General features: G+C 58.9%; 13 protein-coding genes. 2 read left to right on the forward strand and 11 right to left on the reverse strand.

Annotated elements, in window-relative coordinates; genetic code table 11:
* Positions 1–584: 584 nt before the first annotated feature.
* From gyrB to mutM, 9 genes are all read right to left on the reverse strand, one after another.
* Positions 585–3035: a DNA topoisomerase (ATP-hydrolyzing) subunit B gene (gene gyrB, locus QZ571_RS17205; RefSeq protein WP_295537263.1), complete on the reverse strand. Its 2451-nt coding sequence runs from the start codon at positions 3033–3035 to the stop codon at positions 585–587.
* Between the two features lie 82 nt (positions 3036–3117).
* Positions 3118–3738: a LysE family translocator gene (locus QZ571_RS17210; protein WP_295537265.1), complete on the reverse strand. Its 621-nt coding sequence runs from the start codon at positions 3736–3738 to the stop codon at positions 3118–3120.
* Positions 3735–4163 carry a VOC family protein gene (locus QZ571_RS17215; protein ID WP_295537267.1) on the reverse strand — a complete coding sequence of 143 codons (429 nt, stop codon included), beginning with the start codon at positions 4161–4163 and terminating at the stop codon, positions 3735–3737. Before QZ571_RS17215 ends, QZ571_RS17210 begins: the two co-directional genes overlap by 4 nt.
* On the reverse strand, positions 4160–5218 hold the full coding sequence (gene recF / locus QZ571_RS17220) for a DNA replication/repair protein RecF (RefSeq protein ID WP_295537269.1): 1059 nt from the start codon (positions 5216–5218) through the stop codon (positions 4160–4162). The genes QZ571_RS17215 and recF overlap by 4 nt, the downstream gene beginning before the upstream one ends.
* A gap of 52 nt (positions 5219–5270) precedes the next feature.
* Positions 5271–6389 (reverse strand): DNA polymerase III subunit beta, encoded by a 1119-nt coding sequence (gene dnaN, locus QZ571_RS17225; RefSeq protein ID WP_295537271.1) that lies wholly within the window; start codon positions 6387–6389, stop codon positions 5271–5273.
* Between the two features lie 115 nt (positions 6390–6504).
* The gene (dnaA, locus tag QZ571_RS17230; protein ID WP_295537272.1) at positions 6505–7869 is read right to left on the reverse strand and encodes a chromosomal replication initiator protein DnaA; all 1365 of its coding nucleotides are present in this window, start codon (positions 7867–7869) and stop codon (positions 6505–6507) included.
* Between the two features lie 483 nt (positions 7870–8352).
* Complete coding sequence (gene rpsT, locus QZ571_RS17235) at positions 8353–8619, reverse strand: 30S ribosomal protein S20 (RefSeq protein ID WP_295537274.1); 267 nt, start codon at positions 8617–8619, stop codon at positions 8353–8355.
* A gap of 207 nt (positions 8620–8826) precedes the next feature.
* On the reverse strand, positions 8827–9603 hold the full coding sequence (locus QZ571_RS17240; RefSeq protein WP_295537275.1) for an enoyl-CoA hydratase: 777 nt from the start codon (positions 9601–9603) through the stop codon (positions 8827–8829).
* Positions 9604–9690: 87 nt separating this feature from the next.
* Entirely contained in the window at positions 9691–10536 is an 846-nt protein-coding gene (gene mutM / locus QZ571_RS17245) for a bifunctional DNA-formamidopyrimidine glycosylase/DNA-(apurinic or apyrimidinic site) lyase (protein ID WP_295537277.1), read from the reverse strand.
* A gap of 89 nt (positions 10537–10625) precedes the next feature.
* On the opposite strand from mutM, the gene ubiE reads away from it, so the two are divergent.
* Together ubiE and ubiB are read left to right on the forward strand one after the other, a co-directional pair.
* Positions 10626–11378, forward strand: coding sequence for a bifunctional demethylmenaquinone methyltransferase/2-methoxy-6-polyprenyl-1,4-benzoquinol methylase UbiE (gene ubiE, locus QZ571_RS17250; protein ID WP_295537279.1), 753 nt, complete (start codon positions 10626–10628; stop codon positions 11376–11378).
* Positions 11379–12908, forward strand: coding sequence for a 2-polyprenylphenol 6-hydroxylase (ubiB, locus tag QZ571_RS17255; RefSeq protein WP_295537280.1), 1530 nt, complete (start codon positions 11379–11381; stop codon positions 12906–12908).
* Here the strand turns inward: ubiB and QZ571_RS17260 are convergent.
* Together QZ571_RS17260 and QZ571_RS17265 are read right to left on the reverse strand one after the other, a co-directional pair.
* Entirely contained in the window at positions 12905–13570 is a 666-nt protein-coding gene (locus QZ571_RS17260) for a flagellar hook capping FlgD N-terminal domain-containing protein (protein WP_295537281.1), read from the reverse strand. The two genes, ubiB and QZ571_RS17260, sit on opposite strands and share 4 nt — an antisense overlap.
* Before the next feature lie 9 nt (positions 13571–13579).
* The gene (locus tag QZ571_RS17265) at positions 13580–14074 is read right to left on the reverse strand and encodes a flagellar hook-length control protein FliK (RefSeq protein WP_295537283.1); all 495 of its coding nucleotides are present in this window, start codon (positions 14072–14074) and stop codon (positions 13580–13582) included.
* Positions 14075–14404 lie beyond the last annotated feature (330 nt).

The raw sequence follows: 14404 nt of genomic DNA on the forward strand, positions 1-14404 counted from the left end.
TAGTTGGAACGGACGGCCAGGTTGGTCATGGTGCGTTTCGCCACCTGTCGGTGGGCGAAGACCGGCTTCATCGACCGCACCTCGCCTCCTGCCTATCAAGCCGGTGCGGGGTAGCTGATGTCGCGATGATACAAAGTTTTGCTCTGACAAGTTCGGGCGGTGGGCTCCTTTCGAATTGTCGACGTTGGTGGCCTACGCAGCGAATGACTGCTTCCGGCCCGTCCGCGTCGGTGCTGCTACTATCGGCAGATTTCCGTCCAGCTCACCCGCCTCTGAAGAAATCGGGGAGCGAGTCTGGGCTGGTGATGACCGCAGATGTCGTCAAACGGATCGCTCGTTTGTTCTCTGCCCTCAACGCTTCAATTGAATAGCATTTGGCTCGCTAGCGGGTTCTCGTCAACTGTTAGAAAAAAGTTCGGTTTCTGGCGCAGTGAAATTCCGTTTTGCCATCCAGAAAATGCAAAATCTGAGCCTCGAATCGCCCCTGATCGCTTTGGAGGCCAGATAGGCCGAAACGAAACCTTATGGGTACTTTACGAAATATTATGGGCAGCGCGAAACATTATGCGCCGCCCTACATCAGCTTAGAAGTCCAGATTCGCGACCGATAGCGCGTTTTGTTGGATGAACTCGCGGCGCGGTTCGACGACGTCGCCCATCAGCTTGGAGAAGATGTCCTCGGCCTCGGCCACGTCTTCGATGCGAACCTGCAAAAGGGTGCGTGCGGACGGGTCGAGCGTGGTTTCCCAAAGCTGTTCGGGGTTCATTTCGCCCAAACCTTTATAGCGCTGCAATGACAGGCCTTTTTCGCCCTCTTGCAAGATCGCGTCGAGCAATTCCAGCGGGCCGTGAATCAGGATTCCGCGCTCTTTGCGCATCAGCTTGGCGGGGTGGTCATAGACCTCGTTCATCGTGTCGGTGTGCTGGCCCAGACGCCGCGCCTCACCCGCGCGCAGAACCGCGCCGTCCAAGGTGCGTACCTCTTCGACACCGCGCAGAACGCGGGTCAGGCGCAGGCCGTGATCTTGCGTCGGGCGACCTTGCCAGCCGCGCTCATATTCCAGCGCGACAAGATCAAGACGCTCGGCCACCGCATCGGCCACGCCCTGTGCATCGGCATCTAGTTTGCCGGGCAACATTGCGCCCGCGATTGCCGCTTGTTCCAGAATGTGGCGCGGATAATGGGTCGGGAAGGCGCCAAGGATACGCTTGATCACGCGGGCCTCTTCGACCACGCGCCGAAGGTCCTGACCCGAGATTTCTTCGCCAGTATTGAGCCGCAAGATCGCACCATCGACGCCCTGTTCGATCAGGTAATCGTCCAGCGCGGTTTGGTCCTTGAGGTAAACTTCGGACTTGCCGCGCGCGACCTTATAGAGCGGCGGCTGCGCGATATAGAGATACCCACGCTCGATCAGTTCGGGCATTTGCCGGAAGAAGAAGGTCAGCAAAAGCGTACGGATATGCGCGCCGTCGACGTCAGCATCAGTCATGATGACGATCTTGTGGTAGCGCAGCTTGTCGATGTTGAATTCATCGCGGCCAATGCCGGTGCCAAGCGCAGTGATCAGCGTGCCGATCTGGTCCGAGCCAAGCATCCGGTCAAACCGCGCGCGTTCCACGTTCAGGATTTTCCCGCGCAACGGCAGCACCGCCTGATTTTTCCGCTCACGGCCCTGCTTGGCCGATCCCCCTGCGGAATCCCCCTCGACGAGGAAGACTTCGGACAGGGCTGGGTCTTTTTCCTGACAATCGGCAAGCTTGCCGGGCAGCGAGGCTACATCCATCGCCGTTTTGCGACGGGTCAATTCGCGCGCCTTGCGGGCGGCTTCGCGTGCAAGGGCGGCTTCGACGATCTTGCCGACGATCTGCTTGGCCTCGGTCGGGTTTTCTTCGAACCATTCAGACAGCTTCTGGTTCACGAGGTTTTCGACCGCAGGCCGCACCTCGGAGCTCACCAGCTTGTCTTTGGTCTGGCTGGAGAATTTCGGATCAGGCGCTTTGACCGACAACACACAAGTCAAACCTTCGCGCGCGTCATCGCCGGTGAAATCGACTTTCTCGCGTTTCGCGATGCCGCTTTCCTGAGCGTATTTCGTAATCGTGCGGGTCAAGGCCGCGCGCAGACCGGCCATATGGGTGCCGCCATCGCGCTGGGGAATGTTGTTGGTAAAGGGCAGCACCGTTTCGTGGTAGCTGTCATTCCACCACAACGCGACCTCAACGCCGATGCCGCGCACTTCGCCGACCATATAGATCGGCTCGGGCATCACGGGGGTCTTCGAGCGGTCGAGATATTTCACGAATTCGCGCACGCCACCGTCATAGTGCAACTCGACATGCAGCGGCTCTGCGGGGCGCTCATCTTCGATCAGGATGCGGACGCCGGAATTGAGGAAAGCCAGTTCGCGCAAACGCTTTTCGAGCGTGGAGAACTGGAAATCGAGGTTGGAAAACGTCCCCTCGGGGCTCGTTTCCTTGTTCGATGCGTAAAACCGCACCTCGGTGCCCTTTTCGCCCGGCGCATCACCCACGACATGCACATGCTCGACACATTCGCCATGTTCAAAGCGCGCCTTGTAGATCTTGTCATCGCGCCAGACGGTCAGTTCCAGCCAGTCAGACAGCGCGTTGACCACCGAAACGCCAACCCCGTGCAAGCCGCCCGAGACTTTGTAGGCATTGCCATCGGTGTCGGTGTTGTTGAATTTGCCGCCCGCATGCAGCTGGGTCATGATGACCTCTGCCGCCGAGACGCCTTCCTCGGTGTGAATACCAACCGGAATTCCGCGCCCGTTATCGCGCACCGAGACCGAGCTGTCGGCGTGAATTTTTACGTGAACATAGTCGGCGTGACCGGCCAGAGCCTCGTCGATGCCATTATCGACGACCTCATAAACCATGTGATGCAGACCAGACCCGTCATCGGTGTCGCCGATATACATGCCAGGACGTTTGCGAACCGCCTCCAAGCCTCTGAGAACCTTGATGGAATCGGCGCCATAAGCGCTATTGTTCGGAGTATTTTCGGCCATGCTCGCCCGTCCTTATTTATCTATGGATTTTATAGGGGATAGGCCGGGGAATGTCACGCCTGAGACACAAGATTTAGGGGTCTCATGTGAACGCGATCAAAACTCCGACGGCAATCATCAACCCACCCGCGATCCGGTTGAGCCGTGCCAACTTGCCCCGGCTTGTGACAAAGCTGCGAATGCGGTCGACAAAGCTGGCAAGGATCAGGTTTCCCGTCAAAGGCACGATCGCGGAAATCAGGCTGACCAACGCAATATCGGCCGATGTCATTGTCGCGATCGGAAAGAAACCCGGCAGGATGCCCATGTAAAACAAGATCGCCTTGGGGTTGCCAATGATCACGATCAGGCCCGCGACGAAGCCCGCCCATTTGCCGGGCCGTGTCAGGCGACTGTCCGAGCTGATTTTATGATCTGCGTGGCGGATCAGTAAAAACCCCATGCCGATGAATACCGCCACGGCGATCCAGCGCAGAACGATCAGGAAATAGCTGAATTCCTGCACCAGCCACGACACGCCAAGGATGGCCAATGCCGGCCAGATCATATCGCCGACGGTGACGCCTAGCGCGAGCGGCCAAGCGGCAGCAAACCCACCCGACATGCTGCGTGCCAACAGCGCGAGCCAGACCGGGCCAGGGGTGAGGAACAGTACGAACAGCGCGCCGGAATACAGCGCAATCTGCGCCAAGGTGAGGGTCATGGCAGGGTCAGGCCTCCATCATCGGCCAAGGGCCAGAACGGATTATGGGCAAGCTCCCAGACATGGCCGTCGGGATCTGCGAAATAGCCCGAATAGCCGCCCCAAAACACCTTTTCGGGACGTTTAAGCACCGTAGCACCTGCGGCAAGCGCTTGCTCAAACGCGGCGTCCACATCTTCGAGCGTGTCGAAATTCTGCGCCAAAGTCATCGCGCCTGTGCCCAGATCGGCCGCATCGCGTCCCTGATCCTTGGCCAGGTCCGCATGGCCAAACAGACCCAAAACCAGCCCATTCAGCTGATAGAATGCCACGCCCTCTTGTTGCTGCGCAGGCTGCCAGCCCAAGGCCGCATAGAATGACTGTGCGCGTCCCAGATCGGCCACGCCCAGCGTGATCAGTGTAACGCGCTGTACCGGGTAAGTCATGGCGTGCCCTCTTGCACCTGCGAGCCGGTCGGGCTCTCGAATACCTCAAGAAACTGGCCGCGCGATCCAAGGCTGTCAAACAGCTCCGCGCCCGTTCCCGTCATCATAACCTGCCCATCAAGTGCGCAGATTTCGTCATAAAGCGCTGCACGTCTTGCAGAGTCCAGATGGGCCGCGACCTCATCCAGCAAAAGCACCACCGTCTCTCCGGAAAGCGCGCGCGCGTTGGCCAGAATAAGCGAGATCAGCAAGGCCTTCTGCTCACCCGTCGAACAGAGCGAGGCGGGGGCATTCTTTTCGCTATAGGTGGCCAGCAGGTCGGCGCGATGCGGCCCCTCCAGCGTGCGCCCCGCCGCCATGTCGCGGGACCGATTGGCCTCAAGCGCCCCGGCAAGGTCTTCGGGCCCCTGATTATCGAGCGCCAGACTGGCTGCTGGAAACGCCGTCGCCGCCCCATCTTGAGCGGCTGCAATCCGGGCCAGTGCATCGGCGCGGTTGGCGCGAATGGCGGCTCCCGCCTCGGCCATCTGGCCCTCTAGCGCATGGTACCACGCCGGGTCGCGCACCATATCCTTGAGCAACCTATTGCGTTCGCGCATCGCTTTTTCATAGGTCAACGTGGCCTCGGCATGGCTGGGCGTAAAGCTCATCACCATCCGGTCCAGAAACCGCCGCCGTCCCTCGGCCCCCTCAATCCAAAGCCGATCCATCGAGGGCACCAGCCACAGAACCCGCAAAATTTGCGCCAGCGCGATTTGCGGCACGGCCTTGGCGTCGATCTCAACGCGGCGTGGCTCGCCGGGCAGGGCAGAGGTCTCGATCTCATGCGCTTGCGTCAGCGCGCGCAGCTTCCAGCCAACGGCCTCGTCGCGGCGCATCAGCTCATCGCCCTGCGCGCGCCGTAAACCGCGCCCGGGGGAAAACAGTGATACCGCCTCTAGAATGTTGGTTTTTCCGGCCCCGTTCGGCCCGTAAATCGCCACAGGCCGCCCATCAAAGGCAATCTCGGCACGCCGATGCGAGCGGAACTGCAAGATCGTCAGTTCACGCAGCATCGCTCTCTTTCATCTAGCTCGAAATACTCCCGCCGGAGGCATCCGACAGGCGTCACACACGCATCGGCATCACGACATAGACTGCCGACGTATCGCCGCCTTCACGCATCAAGGTCGGATCGCCCGACGAGTTGAACAGGAATACCGCGTTTTCGCGATCCACTTGATCGGCGATCTCCTGCAGGTATTTCGCGTTGAACCCGATCTCGAGCGGCTCGTCATTATAGGCCACGACCAGTTCTTCCTCGGCCGCACCCGCATCCGGCGCATTGACCGAAAGAACCAGCTTATCCGCCTCAAGCGTCAGCTTGACCGCGCGCGAGCGTTCCGAAGACACCGTCGCCACGCGATCCACGGCTTTGGCGAATTCCTTGGCATCCACTTCCAGCTGGCGGGTGTTGCCCACCGGAATGACGCGCGTGTAATCGGGGAAGGTGCCATCGATGACCTTTGAGGTCAGCGTGATCGCAGGCGTTGCGAAACGCACTTTGGTTTCAGACACCGAGACCGCGATTTCCTGATCGTCGTCATCCAGCAATTTGCGCATTTCGTTTACCGTCTTGCGCGGCACGATGACGCCGGGCATGTCGGATGCGTGATCGGGCAGGGCGGCGTCGATGCGCGCCAGACGGTGCCCATCTGTCGCCACGCAGCGCAGCACCTGGCCATCCTCGCCCGTCGCGACATGCATGTAAACGCCGTTGAGATAATAACGGGTCTCTTCGGTGGAGATGGCAAATTTCGACTTATCAAACAAGCGCTTGAGCACGCCCGCCTTAGCCGTGAAATTGGCCGTGTATTCCGAGCTTGCCATGACCGGAAAATCTTCTTTGGGCAGCGTGGCAAGGTTGAAGCTAGAGCGCCCGGCTTGCACGCTCAATCGCCCGGCTGCGGGATCATCGGCAATCGCGACCAGCGCGCCATCGGGCAATTTGCGTACGATTTCATGCAGCATCAGCGCCGAAACGGTCGTCGCGCCAGCCTGTTCGACCTTGGCGGGCGCTTTGTCCACCACCTCGATATCCAGATCGGTGGCGCGGAACTGTACGGTGTCGCCCTCGGCCTCGATCAGCACATTTGCCAAGATCGGGATCGTGTTGCGGCGTTCAACCACTGACTGGGCCTGCGAAACGGCTTTGAGAAGCACAGCGCGTTCAATGCTGAATTTCATATCGATCCCTCATGAGTGTCCGGGGCAGGCAACGTATCACCTTACCGCGCCGGCACAATAGATTTTCCGAGACATTCGGTTGCTTTGCACCAAGCGTCAAGCCCGGGTGGCCGTTTCAGCTTTCCAGAAGGCGGCGCAGCATGTCGATATCTTCGGCAAGTTGCGAATCAGACGCACGCAGTTCTTCGATTTTGCGAATCCCGTGCATGATCGTGGTGTGATCCCGACCGCCAAAGCGACGCCCGATGTCGGGCAGCGACCGCGTGGTCAGCGATTTCGACAAGAACATCGCAACCTGACGGGGTCGCGCAATGGCGCGCATGCGTTTCGGTCCGACCAGATCGGACAGGCGCACATTATAGTGCTCGGCAACCTTACGCAGGATTTCTTCGACGGTGACTTTGCGCTCGGATTGGCGCAGCTGATCTTTCAGGCACTCTTGCGCCAGATCCAGCGTAATTTCGCGCCCGATCAACGAGGCATAGGCGAATAGCCGTGTGAGGGCCCCTTCGAGAATGCGCACGTTCGAGGTGATGCGATGCGCAAGGAATTCCAGCACGCCGGGCGCGATTTGCAGCCCCGGATATTCTGTGCGGTAATTTTCGGTCTTGGTCTGCAAGATGCCAAGGCGCAGTTCGTAATCGGTCGGGTGGAGATCAACGACAAGGCCGCAGGACAGGCGCGACTTGATCCGCTCCTCAAGGTCCTTGATCTCGCCGGGGGCACGATCTGCCGAAATCACGATCTGTTTGCCCTGATCTACCAAGGCATTGAACGTGTGGAAAAATTCTTCTTGCGTGCTTTCTTTGCCTGCAATGAATTGCACGTCATCGACCATCAGCACGTCGATGGAGCGGAACATCTCTTTGAAGTCCATGATCTGCTTGTCGCGCAGCGCTTGCACGAAGCGATACATGAACTGCTCGGCCGAAAGATAAAGGACGCGCAGATCGGGGCGTTGCTGGCGCAAGTCATGGGCAATCGCGTGCATCAGGTGGGTTTTGCCCAAACCAACGCCGCCATACAGGAACAGCGGATTGAAGCTGACCGGGCCACCTTCGGCAACGCGTTTGGCCGCAGCATGGGCCAGCTCGTTCGGTTTGCCGACGACGAAACTGTCAAAAGTGAAACGCCCATCAAGCGGAGCGCTGGGCAGGGGGGCATCCAGATTGCTAACGATTTTGCGGGCTGGCGGTGCAGAGGCGTGCGTCGGTGCCGGTGCCGCATTGGCCGGGCGATGCTTGAGCACCAGAATTTCGATACGCTCAACGATCACACCGGCATGACGCAGCTCGCGCAGAATCGGTTCGGCGAAATTGCGCGACACCCAGTCTCGCATGAATTTGGTTGGTGCGTGAAACGACGCGATGCCATCGGACAGCCCAACGGGCTCCAACGGTGCAATCCACGTTGTGTAGTTATTTTGTCCGACAGCTTTCTGAAGCTGATTGCAGACCTGCCCCCAGGTTTCGTCCGTCATTTTCCCGCCCATCGAATACATACATCAAGTTGCGACGAAAGACGCCTTGGGTCTGTCGCGGTCGAAACGGTTGGCAGCCGTTTCGCGCACAGCAATGGGACACAGACCGCCGCCCGACAAAGGTCGGTTGCAGCATTAACTGCCGAAGCCAAGGGCAGGTGCCCTATAGAATCGGAATCGGATTTTCCCAAAGCGAGGTTGCGGCGCTAATTTGTTTAAAACGGCAGACTTATAGCCGTCCTCGCTAGTAGAAAAATTCGTTATGTCCCCCAAGGCGACGTGAATCGCTTCGTGAAACTAGCAATTCGGTTAGCGCGCAGGCAACTGACCTTTTCACTTGACTGCGGAATTTCAAAAACGAATCTGATGGGGCTGCGCAAAATGGCAACACTTTTATGATAAGACTTTGAAAAGGCTATAAAAATGAAAAAAGGCGCCGAATGGGCGCCCAATTTCTTTTCATTTTATTTGCTTTTGAAACGCTTAAGCCGAGAGCGCCTTCACGCGCGAGGCCAGACGCGACATTTTGCGTGCAGCGGTGTTCTTATGAACAACGCCCTTGGTCACGCCACGCATCAATTCAGGCTGAGCGGCGCGCAACGCAGTGGTTGCTGCATCCTGATCGCCCGAAGCGATCGCTTCTTCGACTTTGCGCAGGTAGGTGCGAATGCGCGAACGACGCGCTTTGTTGATGTCTTGACGACGCTCGTTCTGACGGGCGCGTTTTTTGGACTGGGGCGTGTTTGCCATGGTGTCTTCCCACTTTCCGGGTCTGTTCAAATATCAAAATTGCACGACAGCCCGGATTCCAGCGAACCTAGTTGATTCTAGCCTGAGCGGGCTCCACGCGCATGTAAGCGGCGTCTCTACGGTAAAAGGGGCGCAAAGAAAAGCCCTCAAATGCGAAACGGGGCCGAAGCCCCGTCTGCAACTGCAATCGCACCACAAGCGACTCGTTTATTTGTCGCGAAATTGCGGCTCGCGCTTTTCGAGGAAGGCCGCCATGCCCTCTTTTTGGTCCTCGGTCGCAAACAGCCCGTGGAACAAGCGCCGCTCAAACAAAATGCCCTCGCGCAGCGTCGTTTCATACGACCGGTTCACGGCTTCTTTCGCCGCGGCGGCGGCGAGCATGGATTTCTCGGAAATCTTTTTCGCGGCGGCCATCGCTTCGGGGATCAGCTTGGCATTGGGCACAACGCGGCTGACCAACCCCGAGCGCTCGGCCTCGGTCGCATCCATGAACCGTCCGGTCAGGTGCATGTCCATCGCCTTCGCCTTGCCCACGAAACGGGTCAGGCGCTGCGTGCCGCCGATCCCGGCGATGACGCCAAGGTTGATTTCGGGCTGGCCGAATTTTGCGCTTTCCGAACAGATGATGAAATCGCACATCAGTGCCAATTCGCACCCACCGCCAAGCGCATAGCCCGACACTGCTGCGATGATGGGTTTGCGGGTGCGCGTGATCGCCTCGGCTTCGGGGCCGAAGTAGTCTGTTGTGAACATGTCCACAAAGCTCTTCTCCGACATCTCTTTAATGTCGGCGCCGGCGGCAAACGCCTTTTCCGAACCGGTGATGACGATGCAACGCACTTTGTCATTTTCATCCGCCGATTTCAGCGCATCGACCAACTCGCCCAGCAATTGGGCGTTGAGCGCATTGAGAGCGTCGGGGCGATTGAGTCGGATCAGGGCGATATAATCCTCGATCTCGACGATCAGGGTCTGGTAGGCCATGCGGTCTTGCCTTTCCTTAACTTTGAACGGGAGTCCTATCAGGTGAGAAGGGCAGATCAAGCACCTTGTTCCGCCCTGTGCGCTGCGTCACTTTTGGCATGTCGGGCAGAAAAACGTGGAACGCCCTGCTTGTACTATGCGCCGGATCGTTGTGCCACAGGCGGTGCAGGGCGCGTCTTCGCGGTCATAGACGTGAAAACTGTGTTGAAAATATCCCAATTCGCCGTCGGCTTGACGATGATCGCGCAGGCTCGATCCGCCTGCCGCGATCGCCTCGGACAGCACCTCGCGAATGATCGGCACGAGACTGGCGATGCGTTTCGTGGCAATCCGTTTGGCTTGGCGACGCGGGTCAATTTTCGCGCGATGGAGCACCTCGCAGACATAGATATTGCCAAGGCCCGCGACGACATGCTGATCCAGAAGCGCGGATTTGATCGGTGTGGCCCGGCGTTTGAGCGCCTCAATCAGGTAATCTTCGTGAAAATCATTGCCAAAAGGTTCGGGGCCAAGCCCTGCCAGTAACCAATGCGCCGCCTCGCGATCCGTGCGCACCAGATCCATCGCGCCAAACCGACGCGCATCGTTAAAGGTCACGCGCGCGCCACCTTCCATATGCAACACCACATGATCGTGTTTCAGCGGCGCGGGGTGGTCGAGATGAAACTCTCCCAGCATCACGCCCGACACCATCATCCGCCCTGACATACCCAAATGAATCAGCAGGCTTTCCCCGCTATCCAGGTCAGCAAGGATATATTTAGAGCGTCGCCGCAGCCGCTCGACCTTCGTGCCCGTCAGGCGTTCTGCCATGCGTTCGGGCAGGGGCCAGCGCAGATCGGGGCGGTTCACCTGTGCCCGCGCGATGCGCACTCCTTCCATCGCCGGGGCAAGGCCGCGTCGTACCGTCTCGACCTCGGGCAGTTCGGGCATTGATCTCTCCTGTCGCATTGTAATGGCCGGATCGGCCCCTATAAGAAGGGGGAGAATTTTCGATCGGCAAGGTCCTGAAGGCGATAACCATGACTGCAGACAGTTCCAAGACCACGCATTTCGGCTATCAGACCGTGAATGAAGACGCCAAGGCCGGGATGGTCCATGGCGTGTTCTCTCGGGTTGCCTCAAAATATGACATCATGAACGACCTGATGAGCATGGGCATTCACCGCGTCTGGAAAGACGCGATGATGGATTGGCTCGCGCCGCGCCCCGGCCAGCGGCTGCTGGATGTTGCCGGCGGCACGGGGGATGTGGCGTTTCGCTTTCTCAAGCGCGCGGGACAGGCGCATGCGACCGTGTGCGACATGACCGAGCCGATGCTGATCGAAGGGCGCAAACGCGCCGAGGCCGAGAGCATGGCCGACAGTCTTGATTGGGTGGTGGGCGATGCGATGGCGCTGCCCTTTGCCGATAAAAGCTTTGACGTCTACACGATCTCGTTTGGCATTCGGAATGTGACCCGCATCGCCGATGCCCTGTCCGAGGCCTATCGCGTGCTGCGCCCCGGTGGGCGGTTGATGGTGTTGGAATTCAGCCAGATCCCGAATGATATGATGCAAAAGGCATATGATCTTTATTCGTTCAATATCATTCCCAAGATGGGTGAAATGGTGGCCGGGGATCGTGACAGTTATCAATATCTTGTCGAATCGATCCGCAAGTTCCCCGATCAGCAAAGCTTTGCGACGATGATCCGCGCCGCTGGCTTCGGCAATGTTAGCTATCGCAACCTCTCGCTTGGGATCGCGGCGCTGCATTCTGGCTGGAAGCTCTGAATGCGCGGACCGCATAACATTTGGCGTCTGATCCGCACCGGTGCGACCTTTGTGCGCTCGCGGGCGATGCATCAGGCGCTTGAGGCGATGGATGCGCCGCCACGGCTGCGCGCCTTGGCATATGCGATCAGTTGGCCCTTTGCGTGGCTGGGCTACAAGGGCGATGAGGCCTTGCCGCCGGTGACGCGGGCGATCACCGCACTGGGCCCCGCCTATATCAAGTTCGGCCAAATTCTTTCGACGCGCCCCGATGTTGTGGGCGAGGAGTTGGCCGACCAACTGCGTGTTCTTCAAGACAAATTGCCCGCCTTCGACAGTGCAATTGCCAAGCGTATGATTGCCCAAGAGTTGGGCGCCTCGGCAGATGAGCTGTTCATGGAGTTTTCAGAACCCGTTGCAGCCGCCTCGATCGCGCAAGTCCATGCCGCGCGGCGCGCCGATACGGGGGAAAAAGTTGCGGTCAAAGTCTTGAGGCCGGGGATTGAGCGGGCGTTCAGTCGCGATATTGACGCGTTTCATTTTGTCGCGGGGATGATTGAGTTCCTCTCTCCCGCGTCACGTCGTCTGCGCCCCACTGAGGTCGTCAAGCACTTCGAATCGGTTGTCTCTGGAGAACTGGATTTGCGGCTGGAGGCCTCGGCGGCGTCGCAATTCGGGGCCAATACCAAGGGCGATGCCGGGTTCAAGGTACCCCAGCCGATTTGGCATCTCTCGGCCAAGCGCGTGATGGTGCTGGACTGGGCCGAGGGGCTGCCGATGGGCGATCGGGCCGGGCTGGTTGCCGCAGGACATGACGTGCAGGCGCTGGGCGAACGGGTGTTGCAACTGTTTCTCAGCCATGCGCTGCGCGACGGGTATTTCCACGCCGATATGCATCACGGCAATCTCAAGGTTGCGGCGAATGGCGACGTGCTGGCCTATGATTTCGGAATTATGGGACAGATCGATGAATATACCCGCCGGGTCTATGCCGAAATTCTGATGGGCTTTATCCAGCGCGATTATCGTCGTGTGGCCGAGGTCCATTTCGAGGCGGGTTATGTTTCGGCGGATCAAGATGTCGAGGAGTTTGCGTTGGCGCTGCGCGCCGTTGGTGAGCCGATCTTTGGCATGGATGCGGGGCATATCTCGATGGCGCGCCTGCTGGCCTATCTGTTCGAGGTGACGGAACGTTTTGGAATGCAGACCCGCACCGAGTTGATCTTGTTGCAGCGCACCATGGTCGTGGTCGAGGGGGTGGCGCGTTCACTCCATCCGAGCATCAATATGTGGGACGTGGCCCAGCCCGTGGTCGAGAAATACATTCGCGAAAGTCTTGGCCCGCGCGCGGCGCTGCGCGATCTGCGTCGAACGGTGCATGTCTTGGCGCGGTTTGGGCCCGAACTCCCCGATCTGATCAAAACGGCGATCCGCAGGCAAAACGAACCCATCGTTGCACCGCCCGCACCCCGCCGTTGGCCCTATGTTCTGTTGGGGGCCGCTGCTGTGGTGCTTGTGGTGATCGGTGTGATTCTGGGCGAGCTGCTTTAGCCTTCGCGCAAGGCCTTGACGTCGCTGGTTGAAATGACTGTCCCGCCTTTCAAGATCAGCTGCGTGCCATCTGTTCCGCCTTGCGCCTCGGTGATGTGGCCGTAGGTTTCCACCGTATTCGTGCCAATCAGCGTGCCGCTGTTATAGCTTTCGAGGCTGAAGGAATAGACCCCCTCGGGCAGGATGCCGCCAGAGCCATCATTCCCGGTCCATGAGACCTGTTCATTGGTCGGGGCAATCGCCTCGCGCGCGACGGTGGTCCCGCTGGCATCGCTGACCACTAACACCGTCTGATCTGCGCCGCGAACAGGGGTTGGCGCAAGCGTCACGGGCGTGCTGCCGTCAAACCAGGCGGGCGCTTCGGCGCGCGCTTCCATCCCGACCCATCCCGCAAGCTCCGATATCCCGGAAGCTCCCATTTGTGCGGCAAGGTTTTGCAGCAAATCGTTGGTTTTTACCTGTTGCTCGACCCCCGAGAACGTCGCCAACTGGGTCGCGTAATCGGTGCTGTCGACCGGGTTCAGCGGATCTTGGTTTTGCATTTGCGCTGTGAGCATCGTCAGAAATGTCTGGAAATCTGCACTGATTTCCGTCTTCGAGCTTGTGCTCGACTGCGCTGCCGTTGTGGTGGTCGATGTGGTGACGGAGGAAATGATTGTCATGTCTTTCTCCTAGATGCGCAGATCAAGCCCAGAGGCATTTTCGGCAAGAGGGGTCATTGGGGGGGGGCGAACGGTGGCGGGTGCGTCGGTGTTGCGATCTCCGCGCCTGCTAAGCATCTCTGAGCTGGCCTCCGGTTCGGGGTGGCGAGACTGCTGCTGGGGATGATCGCTGAAGGTAAAGTTTAGCTCACTATAGCCCAAATCGCGCATATCCGCAGCGAGCATGCCGATATTGCGGCGCATCAGATCAAGGGTTTCGGGACGCTCAGCTTGCACGCTTACCACCATGCCGTGCTCGGACGCATGCAGAACCAGTCGAACACGTCCCAGTTCTTCGGGGGAAAGCGCGATTTCCACAGGTTGATCGGGCATCTGTGCAACGGCAATCGCGACCTGGCGGCTGACCGATTGGGCCATGTTCGGCGTCGCAGTCGCGGTGTGTCCGGTTGCCTCGCCGCGCACGGAGGAGCTGCCTTGGGTCGCGCCCGCTGTGTCGACTGACACATCCCCAGTTGGGTCAAACGCTGCGCCAACGTCTTGCTCTATCGCTTGCATTTGTTGAACGTGAACCGGGTTTATGGTCGCGGCAGGAGCCGTCGGCTGCGCCGCTATCGGAATAGGTTGTGTGGGTGTTGCCACTTTTTGTGCTGTTTCAGCGTCATGCGAAGAGAGAGATGTGAGATCGGACGCGGTATGATCGGAAGATTTGGTTTTGTCGTTCACGAGAGAGACGGCTTGCTGTCCGTCGGCTATGGCGACCGATTCCGGCTTTGGAAAAGCGGGACCGCGTGCGGCGAAATCTTCAGACTTGCTGTTTTCTTTTTGAATAGTGAT

The sequence above is a fragment of the uncultured Thioclava sp. genome, assembly GCF_913064665.1.
GTDB lineage: Bacteria > Pseudomonadota > Alphaproteobacteria > Rhodobacterales > Rhodobacteraceae > Thioclava > Thioclava arctica.